This is a genomic window from Gemmatimonadaceae bacterium, from assembly GCA_036504815.1.
In the GTDB taxonomy this organism is placed as follows: Bacteria; Gemmatimonadota; Gemmatimonadetes; order Gemmatimonadales; family Gemmatimonadaceae; genus PNKL01.
This window is the reverse complement of sequence record DASXUN010000008.1, coordinates 121,595-138,303: the sequence shown is the minus strand read 5'-3', so window position 1 is coordinate 138,303 and position 16,709 is coordinate 121,595. Positions and strand designations below refer to the sequence as shown.

General features: G+C 61.4%; 8 protein-coding genes. 4 read left to right on the top strand and 4 right to left on the bottom strand.

Features of this window, described 5'->3' with window-relative positions:
* Positions 1-272: 272 nt before the first annotated feature.
* A complete protein-coding gene (locus tag VGJ96_04105; protein HEY3286287.1) occupies positions 273-467 on the bottom strand; it encodes a hypothetical protein in 195 nt (64 codons plus the stop codon).
* 453 nt (positions 468-920) lie between these two features.
* Between VGJ96_04105 and VGJ96_04100 the strand changes: the two genes are divergently transcribed.
* Positions 921-1,805, top strand: a complete 885-nt coding sequence (locus VGJ96_04100; GenBank protein HEY3286286.1) for a hypothetical protein — start codon at positions 921-923, stop codon at positions 1,803-1,805.
* A gap of 137 nt (positions 1,806-1,942) precedes the next feature.
* On the opposite strand, the gene VGJ96_04095 is transcribed toward VGJ96_04100, so the two are convergent.
* Positions 1,943-2,644, bottom strand: coding sequence for a hypothetical protein (locus VGJ96_04095; GenBank protein ID HEY3286285.1), 702 nt, complete (start codon positions 2,642-2,644; stop codon positions 1,943-1,945).
* A 3-nt stretch (positions 2,645-2,647) separates the two neighbouring features.
* On the opposite strand from VGJ96_04095, the gene VGJ96_04090 reads away from it, so the two are divergent.
* A complete protein-coding gene (locus VGJ96_04090; GenBank protein HEY3286284.1) occupies positions 2,648-2,803 on the top strand; it encodes a hypothetical protein in 156 nt (51 codons plus the stop codon).
* Positions 2,804-2,939: 136 nt separating this feature from the next.
* Here VGJ96_04090 and VGJ96_04085 read toward each other — a convergent pair whose 3' ends face one another.
* On the bottom strand, positions 2,940-6,224 hold the full coding sequence (locus VGJ96_04085) for a helicase-related protein (protein ID HEY3286283.1): 3,285 nt from the start codon (positions 6,222-6,224) through the stop codon (positions 2,940-2,942).
* A gap of 28 nt (positions 6,225-6,252) precedes the next feature.
* Positions 6,253-10,107 (bottom strand): hypothetical protein, encoded by a 3,855-nt coding sequence (locus VGJ96_04080; GenBank protein ID HEY3286282.1) that lies wholly within the window; start codon positions 10,105-10,107, stop codon positions 6,253-6,255.
* Positions 10,108-10,741: 634 nt separating this feature from the next.
* Here VGJ96_04080 and VGJ96_04075 point away from each other — a divergent pair.
* Positions 10,742-10,996: a hypothetical protein gene (locus VGJ96_04075; protein HEY3286281.1), complete on the top strand. Its 255-nt coding sequence runs from the start codon at positions 10,742-10,744 to the stop codon at positions 10,994-10,996.
* A gap of 2,164 nt (positions 10,997-13,160) precedes the next feature.
* Positions 13,161-16,637: an ATP-dependent RecD-like DNA helicase gene (locus tag VGJ96_04070; GenBank protein HEY3286280.1), complete on the top strand. Its 3,477-nt coding sequence runs from the start codon at positions 13,161-13,163 to the stop codon at positions 16,635-16,637.
* Positions 16,638-16,709: the final 72 nt, after the last annotated feature.

The window sequence follows — 16,709 nt, the reverse complement described above, 5'->3', positions numbered from 1 at the left end:
TCGTTCCGGTTCTTGGCTGGGTCTTCCGGGGGCGCTGCCCCCGGACCCCCGGATAGCCTTTGACTGGGGCGCACCCGGCAGGCCGCGTTGCACCCACCGGATACGTCCCCCGCATCCCGTTGCCGGTCTGCGCCCGCGTAGCTCGGGAGGCTCTCAGGAACCCGGCTACACACCTCGCAGTGTCGCTCTTCAGCGACGGCTGCAGCCTGCTCAACACTCGGTTGCGAATCCAACACTCTGACCCTCCTCGACGTCGCCGGCTTCTGATCCGTCTACTCGTCTTCCTCGTCCACTCCGTCCGAGTCCAAGTCGAACTCAGCCAGCGCATCGCCAGCGGCGGCCGCGTCATCGTCGGATTCGGCCCCGTCCTCGTCGAGCAGCTCGTCAAGCACGGATTGCACGTCGAGCAAGGCCGCTCGGAGTTCTTCGCATTCCGCCGCAAGTTCCGCGCGCGATGGGCGTGTCATTCAAATCACCTCCTTGGTTCGATTGGAGTCATCGCGCGCCGAACGACGCGCGGCAAAGCAATGCCCCTGGTTCGCGCGAAGCGCACGAGGTCACGCAGCGCAATCCGCCGGGTTCCCAGAACCACGCGTGAGTACAAGACGCGGGATGCGACCCACCTGTGCACCGCTTGTCGCGATCGACGAACAAGCCCTGCGGCCTCACCGACTGAGAGAAGGTCGGTTGGACGGAGCGCTCCCACGGGATGATTGCCACCTCGGCGATCGTTACGTGTTGTCAGCGTGGACATGGCGCGTAGTATTACACTGCTCTCTTCAGGAGATGGATTCTTGCGACCATCCTTGTCGGTTCGACAAGAACTGCGTCGAAAGCATGCCGGTGATCCGCGAGTTCCCATTGCCCGGGACCGACTTCGTGCGGCGGTTGAATTCGGCCGCTATCGGGGCAAGTACGGGATGGCTGCGCTGGCGAAGGATCTCTCAACATCCACGCGCGGAAAGGTCAGTCGGCAATCGGTCCGTGAGTTGCTGCGCGGCCGTCCGACTGGTACGTGCAGGCGCAGTATCCGCACTGGCCTCGCGACGCTGCTTGCCGTTCCCGATGGCTGGCTCGCAGGTCAGGCTGTAGCGCTTCCCCTGATGGCATTGGTGCTCCTATGGGAGCCTATCGACGATGAGGCCGTACTCGGGGTAGCTGCGCCACAGATCGAGCTTCCCCTCAGTCCTCGGCTTCAGCTTGCGACTGAGCGTCTTCTTGAAAGGTGTGTTTCCGCGTGCGAGCGCGATCTGGGTCGCCTTGCCAGTGACCCGGCTGCGTCGGAAGCGGGCAGCGGATTTGCGCTTGGAGAGCAAACACAGTCAGGCGTTCTCAATTACTTGGTGTCAGCCCTTTTCGCCCTGGTCTCGGCGCGCGCTTGGCGCGCGGCACTGCTTCAATCGCCGGCAATTGACCGCAAGCTAACAGCCGCCGACAAGAAGGCGCTGCTCGACGGATCGTGGGCTGAGTTGAAGCCGACACCCATCACGAACGTAGAGACCACCGCATCATTGCAGCTGCTGCGCGGATTCGAGGCAATTCTCGAGCCGTGGTTTGCCGGCGTACGATGCCTGAACTACGCTCGGTTGCGAGAGACCTTCGTCGGGCAAAGCAGAAGTCCGATAACGATTCCGCGCGACCGCGTTAGGCCAATGGCGGTTCGGCCCGGTAGCGGAGATGCTCTCAGATTCGACGATAGCAGTCCGCTTGCGCTGCTTCCATGGTGCGAAGGCGACCCTGAGAAGGCTGCCGAGCCTAGCGCAGCTTTATTGGACGCGACCGACAGCGTGTCATCACAGGAATGAAAGTGCTCAGAATCACGTCGGAGCATTGAGGCTCGGGGAAGCCCCTGCGGGGGATCGCGCGACATCGACAATCAATGGCAGTTCTTGGTTCTTGGCAGGCGACGATCAACATAGGCCTGTCAGAGCTGATCGTCTGCTCAACCTTCTGCGTAGGGAGGGAATCCTCCGCTGTCTCGAAACAGACGGCGAAGCAGATGAGCGAGGTCCATCACGGATTTCGAGGCGTTCACCGTGTGTGCAGTGCCCTCAGCCTGCTTTTGGACGCTCGGATGAACGACCTGATTGCCGGTTTCGCGGATCAGATGAGCTCTGCCTTCCTCGCTTGTGAACTCAGTCCTGTCCCACGGGCAGGGGCGAGGGTCCCAATAGCGAAGCATCGCGGCGACGATGATTCGCGCTTCTAGGCTATAGGACTTCTCTCTGCCCGAACACAGCTCGACAGGTCGTTGCTCAAGCACACTTTCACACACGGAGGCGCTTATTCTGAACTTGAGCGCCGATTCGAGTACCACCCGGCACATGGCGACGCATTCTTCCTCTAGGCCCAGCAGGTAGAGCCAGGCGACGCGCCGCAGATACTGGAGAGCGATCTCGTTCGGAGGTTCTTCGAGCACATTGAGCAGCAATCGCTGGAATGCTTCACGACGCACGACCTCGCCGCGCTTCTCAATCCGGCCTAAGACCTCGCTGAGCAGAGTGTGTTCGTAGTGATGCCATATGAGGTTGATCGCTGGTACTAGAAGGAGCCGCCGGGGGTCTAGCGCCTCGATGCGGGTCAGGCCATCGCCGAACCGCCGCAGTTCGGATTCGACCTCAGCCGTGAGCTTCTGGGCCAGCACCGCGTGTACTACTCGTGGAGCAAGTCCACACAGTTCCAGTACTTCACGCCGGCGCTGCACGCGCTCGCGTTCCGCCTCCTGCTCGAGGTAGGAAGCCCCCTCGACCTCGAGAACACCACGCCAATACTCATCAAAGTCGTTCGGCCAATCATCGAGTAACCTACGAACGGCTTCGACGGGAGATTGCCCAGGTATGTAGGAACCGGCCAAGGATCGACCTCCAGTTACCGCGGAAGCTCCGCGGGAGCGTCCACGTCAAGCACCGCTCAAGCAACCGCAGCGATGCTGAGAGTGACTAGGCGGCGGACTCCACCGCCATCCACACCACCAAGCGAACATCCGCCTCATCGATCGGCGGCAGCGGCTCCGGTGCCTTCCACGGCTGCAACCCGTACTCGCGCACGAACTTCGCCACGTGCCGCGTGGTCTCCTCCCCGCTAAGGGACTCGCGGTCGAACACCTGACGAAGAGCCCGTTCTTCGCGTATGCCACGGGGGGCTTCGAGCGCCGCGACTATCCTGTCGCCCTCCTCCAGAGACATCTCCTCCGGTCGATTCGCGCGAACGTGCGCCGCGGCCTCGCGCCAGATGGGCCGTACCCTCGGCTGCAGATTCGCGGGGTCTGTTGACCACTGCCACTCGCGCACGATGTCGGCCCGCGCGCGCTCCCAGGCGCCGTAGGCGGCTTCTCGGAGGTCCTCTGGCATCACGCGTGGGGTACCCGGCGCGCAGGTTATGCGGCGGAGACAGCCGAGGGCGTCGCGCACGACTTCGCCGTCCGCGGCCAGAGGCACAAACCGCATGAGCACCTTGTCATCCACGCGCACGCAGAAGAAATGCCCGCGCTCCTTGCCCATTGCTATGCCCGACCCAGCCGCGCCGGGTAGCGCCCGAATGGCTGGCTCTAGGCCCTCTGCAATGGCCTTTCGCAGTTCCTGACGGTACTCCTCGCCAGAGTGCGCGTTCGAAGCCTCACCGCCCCGTTCGAAGATTGAGGCGTCGTCGGACCGAATCTTATTGATTTCCTCTATGGTGTCCGAGAAGTTCTGCTCGACGGCCGTCACGCCGGGAATCACCTCAGCATCGAGCCCCACCGCCGCAGCGGCCTGGGCCAGCTTCATGCGGATGCGTTCCTCCAGCCGCAGCATCTTGTCGAGAGCAGCATCGGGGAACACGCAGGTCAGCCACACGTCCGAATGCGGCGACCCGATGCGGTCAATGCGTCCGTGCCGCTGCACGAGTCGCATGGGATTCCAGGGCAGGTCGTAGTTGATGATCCGCGACGCCTGCTGGAGGTTGAGTCCTTCGGCCAGCACGTCAGTGCAGACGAGAATGTCGAAGCGATCGTCATCGAGCCCCGCAGGAGCGTCTGCTGATATCGGGGCGAAGCCGTAAATGGCGTGCTGTCGTCCGACACCCATCACACTGTCCATCCCTCTCACCGCGGCCAGCCGGCCCCGGAAAGCTGCCAGCCGCCGGTCCCTGGCGATCGCATCCTGCAGGTACTCCACCATCCACTCAACCGTGTCGGCGAAGTAGCTGAAGATCAGCACCTTTCGCCGATTGCGAACGTCAGCCTCCCCAACGCCATCTCGCTCGGACTCCGTGGCGATCTTTATCAACGATTCGACCAACAGCTTCAGCTTCGGGTCGTTGCCCTGATCGACAGTCCGGGCGCGGGTCATCAAGCGCAGCAGGATCGCGCGGTCGTTTCTGACAGCCGCACGCAACTTCGTAAGGTCATACTCGCGAGCATCAATCTGCTCGCCCTCGGCGAGCAGATCGTCCCAAGATTCGTCGTTGTCGACCTCTGTGAGCTCACCAAGTAGCTCGGAGGACGGCAAGATCCCTGCGTCGAGTGCGCGGAGGAACAGGTCGTGAGCCGCGATCATCCGCTCCAGCGTGTTGGCGAACGCGTGCGCGGATGACTCGAAGCGTTTGAGCAGCCCAGACCGTATGAGTCCAACCAGCGACAGTTCGCGCGCATCGGCCTTGGCATCGCGCCGGAACCGCGAAGGAGCATACCGGGCCATCGTCAGCGCGGGCTCGCCATGCTCGGGCGCGAGCAAATCGGCAAACTCGGCAAAGAAACCCGGAAGAGTCCCTTCCATGTCGTAACCGAGCGACCGCACATGCGGCTTGGGGAACTGAATCGTTTGGAATTCGTCGCCAATCTTCACCCGGTCCATCGGGTAGTAGCGCTGCACGAAGTGACGGGTGCGCCGAACCGTCGTAGCGTCAAGAATGTCGAACAGCACGTCAGGCTTGAGGGAGAACGGGTCTTCCTTCATCGCCTGTTCAAAACGACGGCGAAGCGATGGGACGCCGAGTTCGGCGAATACCGCGTCGTGGCCGGTGAAGTAGGCCAGCAATGTGTACAGGTCCCACAGCGAGTTGTTGACCGGCGTGGCAGTCATCAGCACGAGCTGCTTGGGCGGGTCCCCCTGCAGGAGCCGCCGCAGTGCGGCAGCTCCCTTTGTATCGGCATTTCGAAGCGCATGCGCTTCGTCCACCACTACCAGCGAGTACTCCTCGGGTCGGCTCTGCAGTTGCGGCCGTTCGCCGCCGAGGTAGCGGTCATCCGCGAGTTCGTTGAACGAAATCGTCTCCACACCGAGCTGAAAGCGGTGCTTGAATCGCGCCCACGAGCCGTCGCGCAGCGCGGCCGGGGCGATGAGGAGTGCTCGCTTACGTTCACGCTCGATCGTCTGACGCAGAAGCTCGCCGGCCAGGAAGCTCTTCCCTAAGCCGACTGAATCGGCAATGAGCACTCCGTTGTACCGCGCGAGGATGCGGCGCGCCCGCTCAAGGCCGTCGGTCTGGAATCGGGTCAGGTGCAGAATCCCGTCCCCGCTTCGCTCTTCGTCGAGCTCTGCATGATAGCGTTCCCACAGTACCCGCAAGTAGATCAGGTACGGGTCGTACTCGGCGAAGCGTGCCTCGTACAAGGCGGCTAGGTCGTACGGCACCGCCTCGGCCCAGAGCTCCTCGAACCATTGCTCGACCTTGCCCGTGACTGCCGGTTGATACTGGCCGAGGTTCAGTTCGAGGTTCGAGACCAGCCCGGCGGCCGTGAAGTTCGATGAGCCTGCAACCGCGCCCTGGCCGTCCTGGAAGATGTACGCCTTGCCATGCAAGAAACGCTTCTCATATCGCCGAACTTCCATCTTGCCCGACCGGATGAAATCGAGCAGATGCTCGATGGCGTGATGAGTGGCCGGTGTAAACGAAAGCAGATCTCGATCGTGCAGAAGCCCAGCCTGGTTCTGTTCGAGGGCGTCACGGAGGCGTTTGGATTCGTAGCGCTCGCCGCGTGGTTCGCCAAGATGACGCACCGCTCGCGCGGGTGGAGTGACGGGCTCGGCCCCAAGCAGGAGGCGTACATTGCCGATTCGCTCGAGCGCATCGGCGACGCGGCCAAAGCCCTCGGGGTTGAAGTACCCGGTCGCGATCGAGACGGCGGCCGGCGTCTTGAGGTTGTCGGCAAGCCACTCGAGGCGCGCGACGAGAGCGTGTTCCAGCGTGTTGCCGGCACGGTTATCGATGAACTCCGGCTGTGGATGCGAGGCGGGATTCGTCATTGACGGCAGCTAGAGACGGGGCGCTGGGTTACGCCTTTTGTCGCAAGCGACGGAAGTGTGCAAGCACGGCGTTCAACCGTTCCTCAAAATCCCAGCCCTCATGGAAGGTCTCAAAGATGTGTCGAACGTCGCCTTCATCGAGGCCATACATGATCGACACGGCTGCATCGAGTTCGGCCAGTAGGTCCTGCCGTTCATCCGGTGAAGGGACGCTTGGTGCGATGCCGAAGTGCGCGCCCCACTCCTCGTAGCGTCCGTCCACCGTGGCGAGCCGTGCCGCTACGCGACGCGATGTATCTGCCGCCCTTCTGTTCGCTTCAGTCCTCGGGACCGGGATGCTTCCGAACGCCTCCTGATCGACATGCCCCTCGGCGAACCGTCTCATCCACCAGTCGGTAGGGATACTCGACATAAAGCCAAGAAGAAGCGCTTCGTCAGCCGGTCGAGGCTCATCGGTTTTCCACAGAATCCAAGGCGCAGATTGCGTGGTTACGACTTTCGGCGGAATCAATGCGACAACCAGCGTTCGCGAGTTTGTTCGGTTTGTGACATCCCGAAACGCGATGCGTGGGCGGAGGACAGCGAGTCGTTTCTCGTCCCCGCGGCGCTCCCTGCTTAGCGACGCGTATGGGGAGTTTGCGTTCGCACGCTGCACTCGCTCGAAGGAAGCCAAACGGATGGACTTGCCTTCTGTGTAGCCGTAGTACAGCCCGGTATCCGGCGTCCAAATATCGAAACTCTCGCCCTTGAACACCGGCCAGTCGCCATAGCGCTTCTCGGAGTGCCAGCGGTCGCTATCGCGCGTGGTCTCGAAGTCCGCGTAGACACGAACGATTGGAAGGTCCGCGTGATCTCGCAGTCTCTCGTGCTTCATCAGCTTTTCGAGAGTCTGGATGGAACGCTTGGCCGGTAGAATCGGCACCACCAAGCCGTCTGAGTATCGCCTTAGCCATTCCGCTCGTACCGAAGACGCCTCGGACGAACCGGTAGACTCGAATACTCGGCGAGAATGCACCTCCGGTGCGATGCTGACCCAGGAGTCCACTCCCTGCTCGCGACCCATCTTAGCGCTGACGAAGGCAACAAGCTTGCGTCCATCAACTCCCTCAAAGAGCCACTCGGCTCGGTTGGTCGCGAGTTGGATACTCAGCGAACTGGAGCGCGAGATCAGTAGTTCCCGCACGCTGAGTGCCCCGCGGACCTTGAACGCCTCACCGGGCAGGACGATGCCCATCCGACCGTCTCGCAGCGACGTAAGCTGGAGAAACCTTGCGAGGAACGCGCGAAAGAGGTCTGGATGCCCCGTGTTCATACCCGGCATCCAGCGCACGGCCTCGCGAAAGGTCTCGCTGCTTCGTTTCTCCCGTTCGAGTTTCTCGACCAGATCTGGACGCGACTCGCGAATGTCCCGAAGCTTCCGGTTTCTGTCTGCCGTTCCCAAGGCACGTACGCCGGGAAAATGACGGCCCCAGAACTCTAGCTCCTCCACGCGCGCCTTTTCCCAAGGTGGATTACCAAGAATCACGTCGAAACCTGCTCGACCTCCAACGAATACGCTCGGAAAGGCCACAGGAAAGTGCAGCGGGGCCAAGCCATCCAGAACGTTGTCTGCGCGCTTGCAGGCCCGCTCTATAAACACGTCACGCTGGCGTGCCCTGAGGGACTGCAAGAGACCTGAGCCAACCGCGCCGGACAGTCGCGCCTCACGCTGTTTCGCCGTATCCCCCGGCTGAGGTGTGTCGATCCGCGCCGCAGCCAGAATAGTGAACAGTTCTGCGGTCGGACGGATGGCGAGCCGGGCCTTTGCATAGAGTGCCTTCGCCTCCTTCACCTCGGCTACAGTCGCATCTGACAGGCGTCCGAGCCGTTCGAGGGGCTCGCGTGACCCAGCCAAGAGTTCTTCAGCCGAGAGACTGAAGAGATCCTCGCCGCCACCAAGCAGCGCTTGGGCCTCGTCAAATGTCGCAATCCCGACCAGCGAGTTGCCGGCGACTAGGTTCTGGTCAAGGAAGCTCAGTGGAAGACCCGGCACGAACGTGTGTATCCAGATCGACAATCGAGCGAGCTCGACGGCCAGCGGATTCAGGTCAACGCCAAATATGCACCGACGCGCAATCTGCCGACGAAGCAGCTGCGTGTCCTCGATCGCGTCGCCCCGGTACTCCTGGCCTAGCGCTTCTCGAGCGGCAAGGCGAAGTCGCTCGAGTTCCGAGCGCACGCCCGGTAGCGCATGGTTCGCCAGGAACCCCGACAACTTGCGCTCGATGTGGTCGATCGCAGCGACGAGAAAGTGGCCCGACCCCATGGCGATGTCGGCCACATGGAAGTCGAAGAAGTGCTCCGCCTTCTCGCGGTCGTCAAGACTCGCACTCAGGCGCGCGAGATGGTCGTCCAGCGCGGGGTCAAGCGCGTGTTCGAGCAAATGCTCAACTGCAAAGTCCTTAGTGTAGTAGGCGCCACTCGCCTTGCGGGCGCCTGACGCGTTGTGCAGGTACACGCGCCCTTCGGACACCACCACGGGGACGCCTCTGGCCGTTGGCACGTACGCGCCGGTCTGTCGATCGACTCCCAGGTCGCGTTCCGCGACTGCTAGCTCCTGTTCGAGGAGCCCCTCGTAAATGGTGCCGAACTCGCGGACGCCAAGTGACCGGAAATCGATGGGCGCCAGCCCCTTCTCGTCTGCCTCGTCAAGCAGCAGCGCGCGAAGCGCAGGCACGAATGCTTCGTCTGGCAGGCTGATCTCCGACAGCCTCGCAGCCGCCGGCGAACTATCGGTTGCAAACAGGCCGCCGTTGTAGGCGGGCACGCCCCAGGAACGATTTCCTCGATCAACCGCGCGCCAGAGCTGCGAAATCTCCGTCCAGTAGAAGTCCTCACGACCGTAGGCGGCGTTCTCCGCCAGCTCGCGGACGAGTCGAAGCGCGATCTCCTTGAGCGAGTGCTGCCGATACGACTGGTTCGAATGCAGCGGCAGCAGTTCCTTATCCTCTGCATACGCCACGAACAGCAGTCGGAAGAGCACCAGCAGCGCCATCTCGTACGTCTCAGCGAGCTTCTCCGGCGATGGATTGCGGAAACGCCGCGCCACAACCATCGCCTCGGCCAGGCCTGGCAGCACGTCAGCATAGACGCGGTCGCGAAGGCGCTCTCCGAGTGCGACGGCGAACTCCCGACTGGTCGCGAGGATCTGCGAGAAGCTGCCACCGTCTGCCAACGCTGCCGCCGACGCGAGGAGCGCCAGATACCCCGCCTGCGCCTCTCGCAGCATCGTGAGATCAAACTCGATGAACGTCTCGGTGCGACCGCGGCGCCCCGTACCCACGCCCGGCTTCACCGGATATACACGCAGCGAGCGGCCGGCCGCCACGATCACGTAGTCCAAGTTCTTCTCGTCAGCTTTGGCGAGCGCGTACGAGATCGGTGATAGCTGCCCGAAAGATTCCGACACCGGTTCGATCTGGTCTGGCCGTTCTAGGAAGATCGCAATCGCTACGTGCCGCGCGCCTCCAACGAGAACCGCAGCGGGGCCGGGAAGTTGCTCGATCCGGTAGCCGAGTCCCTCGATCAGGGCCCGTCCGCTAGTCGGCAGGAGTGCCGACGCGCTTTGGCACGCTGCAGCCCAGTCGCCGCGCACCGGCACTCCGCGCTCCAGCTCGTGCATGGCGAACAGGCCGGCATTGCGCAGTCCGGGCACCGGCGATGCAAACTGGCCCAGCGCGTGGTCAAGAACTCGATACGCAGCGTGCCGGTCCGGCACCGCCAGAGCAGCCGCGCAGAGCCGCTCAGCTTGCGACGCCTCAATGTCGTCGAGGAGTCTCTCCTCGAGGCCTGTGTGAGTGGCTATCGCCGCTCGGCCGGCAGTATGAAGGACGACAATGAGCACGGGGGACACCCCGCCACGCTTGCGCGCTTCGTGCAGCTCGCGGAGTTCTGGTCGCGTCGGCCTTCGCGATGCCTCGAAAACGGCAACCTGGAGCGGCCCGTCACCTCGTCCGAGGAAAAGCTCAGCCGGCCGTATTCCAGCCGGTGCGGTGTCAGCGAGGGGGCGCGGGTCGAGATCGCGGAGAAACATAGCGATGAGTTTACGACTTGAAGCTGACAGTCGCGAGTTACCGTGCGTACATCGGGGCAGCAAGCTGACCCCATCGGGCTTTGCGCGAGCTCTCCGCTATGACCTCGGCGGGGCGTCTTGCCCATCTTGTGGAGTTCCTAGAGTTACTAAACAGCTCGGCGGCGTGATTACTAGGTGACGTCCCCGCCGGAAGTCGACGCTCCGCGGTCTACCAGATACGGGAGCTTACCGTCCTCGCCGTGCTCGTATCTGACACCTGCACACCCCAAGGTACCTTGGGATGGTGTTGACAGGGCTCAGGGCGTCTCAGAAGCGAGAGTCTAATGAGATCTCGCGAAAGCGAGCACTAGGGAGGATATTCTCCGCACAAGCTCTATCGCGCTCTTCGCGCACAGTCACTCGCGGCGTCAACTCCACAATCGTTCTACCAACCGAGAGCCCTGCAATGAACCCTCGCTACACGCTCGAAATCTATCCGCCCGACGACGACAGCGTCGTGCTAGTCGCGTTCTCCTCGGACGCACCATTCATGTCGATCAATTGCCGTGACTTGATTGAGCCGCGAGGATGGGGAGACGTCGGCTTTGACTTCAAGGACCAAGCGCTCGAGGTTGTCCGGGTAGAGCACCTTTTGTGGGCGTCCGCGAGTGGAGATGCGAAACACAAGGTCATGGTACGGACGAAGCTGGTCTCTCGCTAAGCCGCCCCCCTATTCTGCTGTGCACCCCCTTTCGTAAGGCGCTTCAGCCTTGCGCGTTGAGCGTCTGGTAGTTGCATCCGGGCGCGCAAGATGTTCCTCGAGGTGCGTTTCTTGAGCATCCGGCGACGCGAAACTGAGCAGGATGTTCGTTTAGCGCGAACGAAGTGAACGTGTGCGCACAAATCGTGCGCAGAAACGGGGTCCTGGGAAGCCTGATGTCCGAGGTTCAACTCCTCGACTTCCCATGCGGTAAGAGGATGTCCCACATGGCTTTGGGGCTGTGTGGGGCATCTTCTTATGGGCCTCGTGCTTCATCCAGTGTCAGTGGCAGTGCCACTGGCGGAGCAAAGGGACGGACAGGCAAGCGTCAGCGCTCGGTTCGTAGCAGCGGGGCAGAAGCGCTCTTGCGGGGAGTACGCGAAACCGGCTGTCCAGGGATCTCCCGTGCCGACGAGCGCACAGTCACCCTCGTAGCGCTGGCGAGCCAGGCGCGGCCCATGCAAACTTAGCCGCATGGTGAAAGAGTCAAACTTCAGGTACATCGGCCAAGGTCTGTATTCGCTTTCCGACGCCGAGCGACTGACGCGTATTCCTCGCTCGCGAATCCGTCGGTGGCTCGAGGGCTACTCATACTCCTACCGTGGTGACGTCAAGCGATCCCAACCCATCGTTAGGGCTGACCTTTCGAGGGAGGTCGGAGAACTCGCTCTTACGTTTGCCGATCTCATGGAAGTGCGGTTTCTCGATGCATTTCGAGACCGAGGCGTCAGCTGGAGATCAATCCGGATTGCCGCCGCGCGAGTGGGCGAGTTCATCGACTCTACGCACCCCTTTTCGACGAAGCGCTTCAAGACGGATGGGCACACAATTCTCGCGGAGATCGCACACCGGGGTGATGGGGATCAGCTGCTAGACTTGGTGATGAATCAATGGGAGATCCATAGGATCGTCTCACGGTTCCTGTTTGCCGGCGTTGAGTTCGACGAGTTTGACAGACCGCGGCTCTGGCAGCCCGTCCGACAACTTCGTGTGGTTATTGACCCGCGTCGCGCATTCGGGGCTCCAATCGTTATGGACGGCAGTGTGCAGACACGGGTGCTGGCTCTGGCCGCGCGCGCTGAGCGGAGTCAACGGTCTGCCGCGCGAATGTATCGGGTTCCGCTTCGCGCTGTGGCGGACGCCGTGAGGTTCGAGCGGAGTTTCGCGGCGTGAGGTTCTTCCTAGACAACAACGTTAGTCCGCTTCATGCCAAGGCCCTCCGGCTCTACTACGAGTCGGAGGGCCACGAGTTTTGTCATCTGCTTGATCGGTTTCCTGCAGACACTCCGGATCCGAATTGGATCTCAGAATTGGCACAGGAAGGAGACTGGATCATCATCTCTGGTGACTCGAGGATCAGCACACACCCAGCGAACAGGCGGGCCTGGCATGAATCCGGTTTGACTGCGTTCTTCCTCGGGGAGCCGTGGCCACGCGAGCCGCGTGCGAAGCAGGCAGAAGCGCTTCTCGGGTTCTTTCCAAGCATCCTGATGAAAGCCCGCCAACATCCGCGAGGCTTTGGCTTCCACCTTGCAAAGTCTTGCAAGACTCCGAGGCAGATCTATCCCGAAGTAGTACGATGAACCTGAAGTGCCCACAGAGGCGTGAGCCAGCATCGTTCGCGTCAGGCAGAGAGCTTCGATTCAAGCGGCGGTGGCGCGCACGTTCGCGTTTCGAGGTCCTCGGAGCTGCTCATGTGAAAGTAGGCCGGACAATCGGATCTCGATTGATCGACCTTAGCCTCAGCCATGACTGCCCCCAAGCGCCTCCGAAAAGTTGGAATAGTGCGCAATGATGTAACGACCGAAGAGCGCCGCAGCAGTGCGGACGCTTTCGTTCGTCGCGGCGGATACAACTTCGCCACGGCTCGAAGCGAGCCGCGATCCGGGGTGTTTCTCGAACTGAGGCCAATCCGTTGAATCATCTCAATGTGCGAGTCGCGTGGCATGATAATCGCTGGAACGGATCGGTATGCCTTAAGCCATCTGCCAATGCGTTCTGCGTTGATCTCGATCGTATTCGGCTAGAGCGCGATGAGACAGCCGAGGATGCCGTGTCGGGGCGCTCGTTCGCAGACCTCGAGCCGACCAGTCTTCCGCCCTGCCGAGCGGAGTCAGCGGCATTTATGAACGCGCATGAATGGTGGCGCGTGGTGCAACATCCTTATCAGAACAGCAGATCGACGCAGCAGACTCACGGCCATCTTCGACAAACCCAGATACGGGTGAGTCCCTTCTCTTCGTTCGCAGTCCCGTTCAACTGGATGCTCCGTGAGAGTCAAGCGCGGATCGATGAGGAGATCGCGGATACTCTTCCACCAGACCAGGAACCGCCTTTCTACAGCCCCTGGGTGTTCGGCCGCGAGCGGCAGGAGGCTCTCTGCGAACTCTTCTTCAGTCGACTAACGCCCGGCTCTTCGCTCGTCTCCTTCTATACCAAGAGCGGGCATCCGCTCGGAGAGACTATCGGCCGTCTGGTCGTCGGCGTCGGCACGATTACGACGATCGCCCCATTGCAATGGTATGACTCTACCGGACCCTTCTCATATCCCTTGTGGGACCGACAGTTCGGCCACTCTATCCGACCGACTGGCCACGACGGCTTTCTACTTCCGTATCACGACTATCTCACCCCCACCGATGACCCCGCGGAAGACGAGCGTCGCGCTTCTCTACTGCGGGAAATAGCTGTTGTACCAGACTCGAGCGACATCATGTCGTTTTCGTATGCGGGGGCGCTATCAACAGCTGACGTAACACTCTCGACTCTAGTGCAGTGTTTGGAGGCGGTCAGAAAGATTCGCGCGCATGGGGTCGCACCAGGCCCGTGGCAACAGCGGGAAGAATGGCTCAACGCGCAAATTGCGCGCGCTTGGACGGATCGCGGTGCCTTTCCTGGAACGGGAGCGGCTCTTGAGGCCTTTGGAATGCGCCTCGGCACCTCGCTGTTTCTGGAGTTATGTGCCGGAGGCGCTGTCAGGAGCGGCGATAATCCGTGGCCCATACTAGACGCCATTCTGCGAGGCACACAGCCACCGCCACAGCAGGCGTACGCCGCAGACCTGAAGGCAGTGAGAGCGACCTGGGTCCAGCTGTCAGCAGAACGCCGCTCGCTCCTTACACTTCTGTCGCGCATTAACCTGAGCCCGCGCCAAGCAACGCGGTGGTTCAACCCAATAGAAAGACAGAAGTCCAGTAGAACCTCGGTGGACGACGCCGCTATTCTCGCGAATCCGTACCGCATCGTCGAACTCGACCTTGGTGATGAGCGCGAGCAACCGGTCTCGATGGGCGTAGTGGACCGAGGGCTGATGCCTGATGTAACCATTGCGGCGAGGCATCCAGTCGACGAACCGTCAGCAGTTGGCTCGCCAAGTGATTGGCGTCGTGTGCGCGGCGCGCTCGTGACGGTGCTGCGAAGGGCCGCCGCCGACGGCGATGCATTGCTGAGCCAGCCTGAGGCGTTGGGGCGACTCGGGTCACTCAATCTCGCGCACCCGTGCGTTGTAAGTTCAGATTGGCTAGCCGGTAACGAGGGACCTCTTGCAGAAGAGATCAGGGTCTTGTCCGTAATCGCCGGCGAGCCTACGGACGCTCGGTTGCCGTGTTTGCAGCTTGATGAGATTGAGCGCCGTGAAGCGAAGCTATCATCGCTACTGTCGAGGCGCTCGGAAAAGGGAATTCCGTCACCGGACGAGGACTGGGAACGCCTAATAGTTGAGTCGATCACCGAGGGCGGCGGAAGCGTTGATGCGCACAGTCCACGGCACCGCCAAGCTCTTGCTGAACAAGCGGCTGCCCTGAAGACTGTGACCAGTCGCCGATTGACGGCGCTTGTTGGGAGAGCAGGAACCGGCAAGACGACCGTGTTGGGCGCTCTACTGAAGTCAAAACAGCTTGCAAACAGTGGCATCCTGTTCCTAGCCCCAACAGGTAAGGCCCGTGTTCGTCTGACCCAGAAGACGAACCAAACCGCGATGACTGTAGCGCAGTTCCTGAATCAGCTAGGTCGCTACGACGGCCTGCGGCAGAGACCGCTATTCGTCGGGGCGAGCACCTACCGCAAGGAGACGACGGTTGTGATCGACGAGTGCTCCATGCTCACCCTCGACGACCTCTACGCCGTGCTATCCGCTCTCGATCTAGGGCATGTTCAGAGGATCATACTCGTTGGCGACCCGAACCAGCTACCGCCCATCGGCGTGGGTCGACCCTTCGCCGATCTCGTTGCGCATCTCGATTCTTTGCGTGAGAAGAACGACGCTAACGGGCAAGCGCTCGCACGCCTCACGGTCGAACTCCGAACGGCGGCAGGAGCGCCGTCCGATTCCCTGCGACTTGCCTCTTGGTATACGCGAGAGTTGCAACCAGTGGACGCCGACCGAGTCCTCAGTGACCTAGAACTCGGCGCCGCGTTGAACGACCTTTCTGTTGTCTTCTGGCAGAGCCCTGGAGAGCTTCGTCAGCGGCTAGACGAGCAGATGGTGGCGCAGCTCGGGCTGGTCGGGCCGACCGACGTGAAGGGCTTCAACGCTGCCCTGGGCCTAACTCCTGAAGGCTGGGTACCGTTCGCAGATCATGACGGTGCGGAGCGGTTTCAGATTCTGTCTCCGGTACGCCTTCATCCGTACGGAGTGTATGATCTGAATCGCCTTCTTCAACGACGCTTCCGCGCTGAGCAGTTGAGGGTCGTGCAGGAACGGGGAGGGCTCAGTCTCGGCGATGAGCAGATTGTGTGGGGAGACAAAGTCATCCTAGTTCGCAATGGCACTCAAAAGGGATGGGACGGCGCGGCGAAAGAGCCGGTCTCAGAATATCTGGCCAACGGCGAGATCGGCGTCGCTGCTCCAGCGTCGGGCGAAGCTAGGAAGAAATTCCTGAACGTCGCGTTTGCCGGCAGACCTGATGTAAGATTTGGCTTCTCGGCAAGGGGCTTTCGGGACGGCGCAGCCCCACTCGAACTCGCGTATGCACTGACGGTACACAAGTCGCAGGGCAGCGAGTTCGGTACAGTATTTGTCGTGCTTCCCAAGCACTGTCGCCTCATGTCGCGCGAGTTGCTGTACACCGCGCTCACGCGTGCAAAACGTCACATGGTTCTGTTCGTGGAGGGAACTGACGCGAGTTTCCTGTATGACCTAACCAGACCCGAACGGTCGGAAACCGCACGAAGGAACTCCAACCTATTCAGTGCGGGAGTCCGTCGCGAACTGGACGGAGTCCCCTATGCCGAGCACTTAATCCACAGGACCAGTCGGGGAGAGATGGTTCGGAGCAAATCCGAACTTGTTATCGCGAATCATCTCTTTCGGACAGGCCTCAATTACGCTTACGAGAGACCGCTCGATGGCACGCAGGCACCGGGACGGCTTCGGCCCGACTTCTCCTTCGTCGACGACGCGGGAGATATCATCATCTGGGAACACTTGGGGATGATGCAGCGAGACGACTACAGGCGGGCGTGGGAATGGAAGAAGACCTGGTATGAGAAGAATGGCTGGTTTGAGGGCACGAACCTCTTCACGACCTCCGAAGTTGAAGGGCTCGACATGGTAGCGGTCAGCGACGTAACGACGCGCATACAAGAGACACTCGGAGTGTAGCATTCTCCCTCCTTCAACATCGATGCTACGCAGGTCAGTTCGTGACGCACTTCAGCTTAGCACCTAACGACC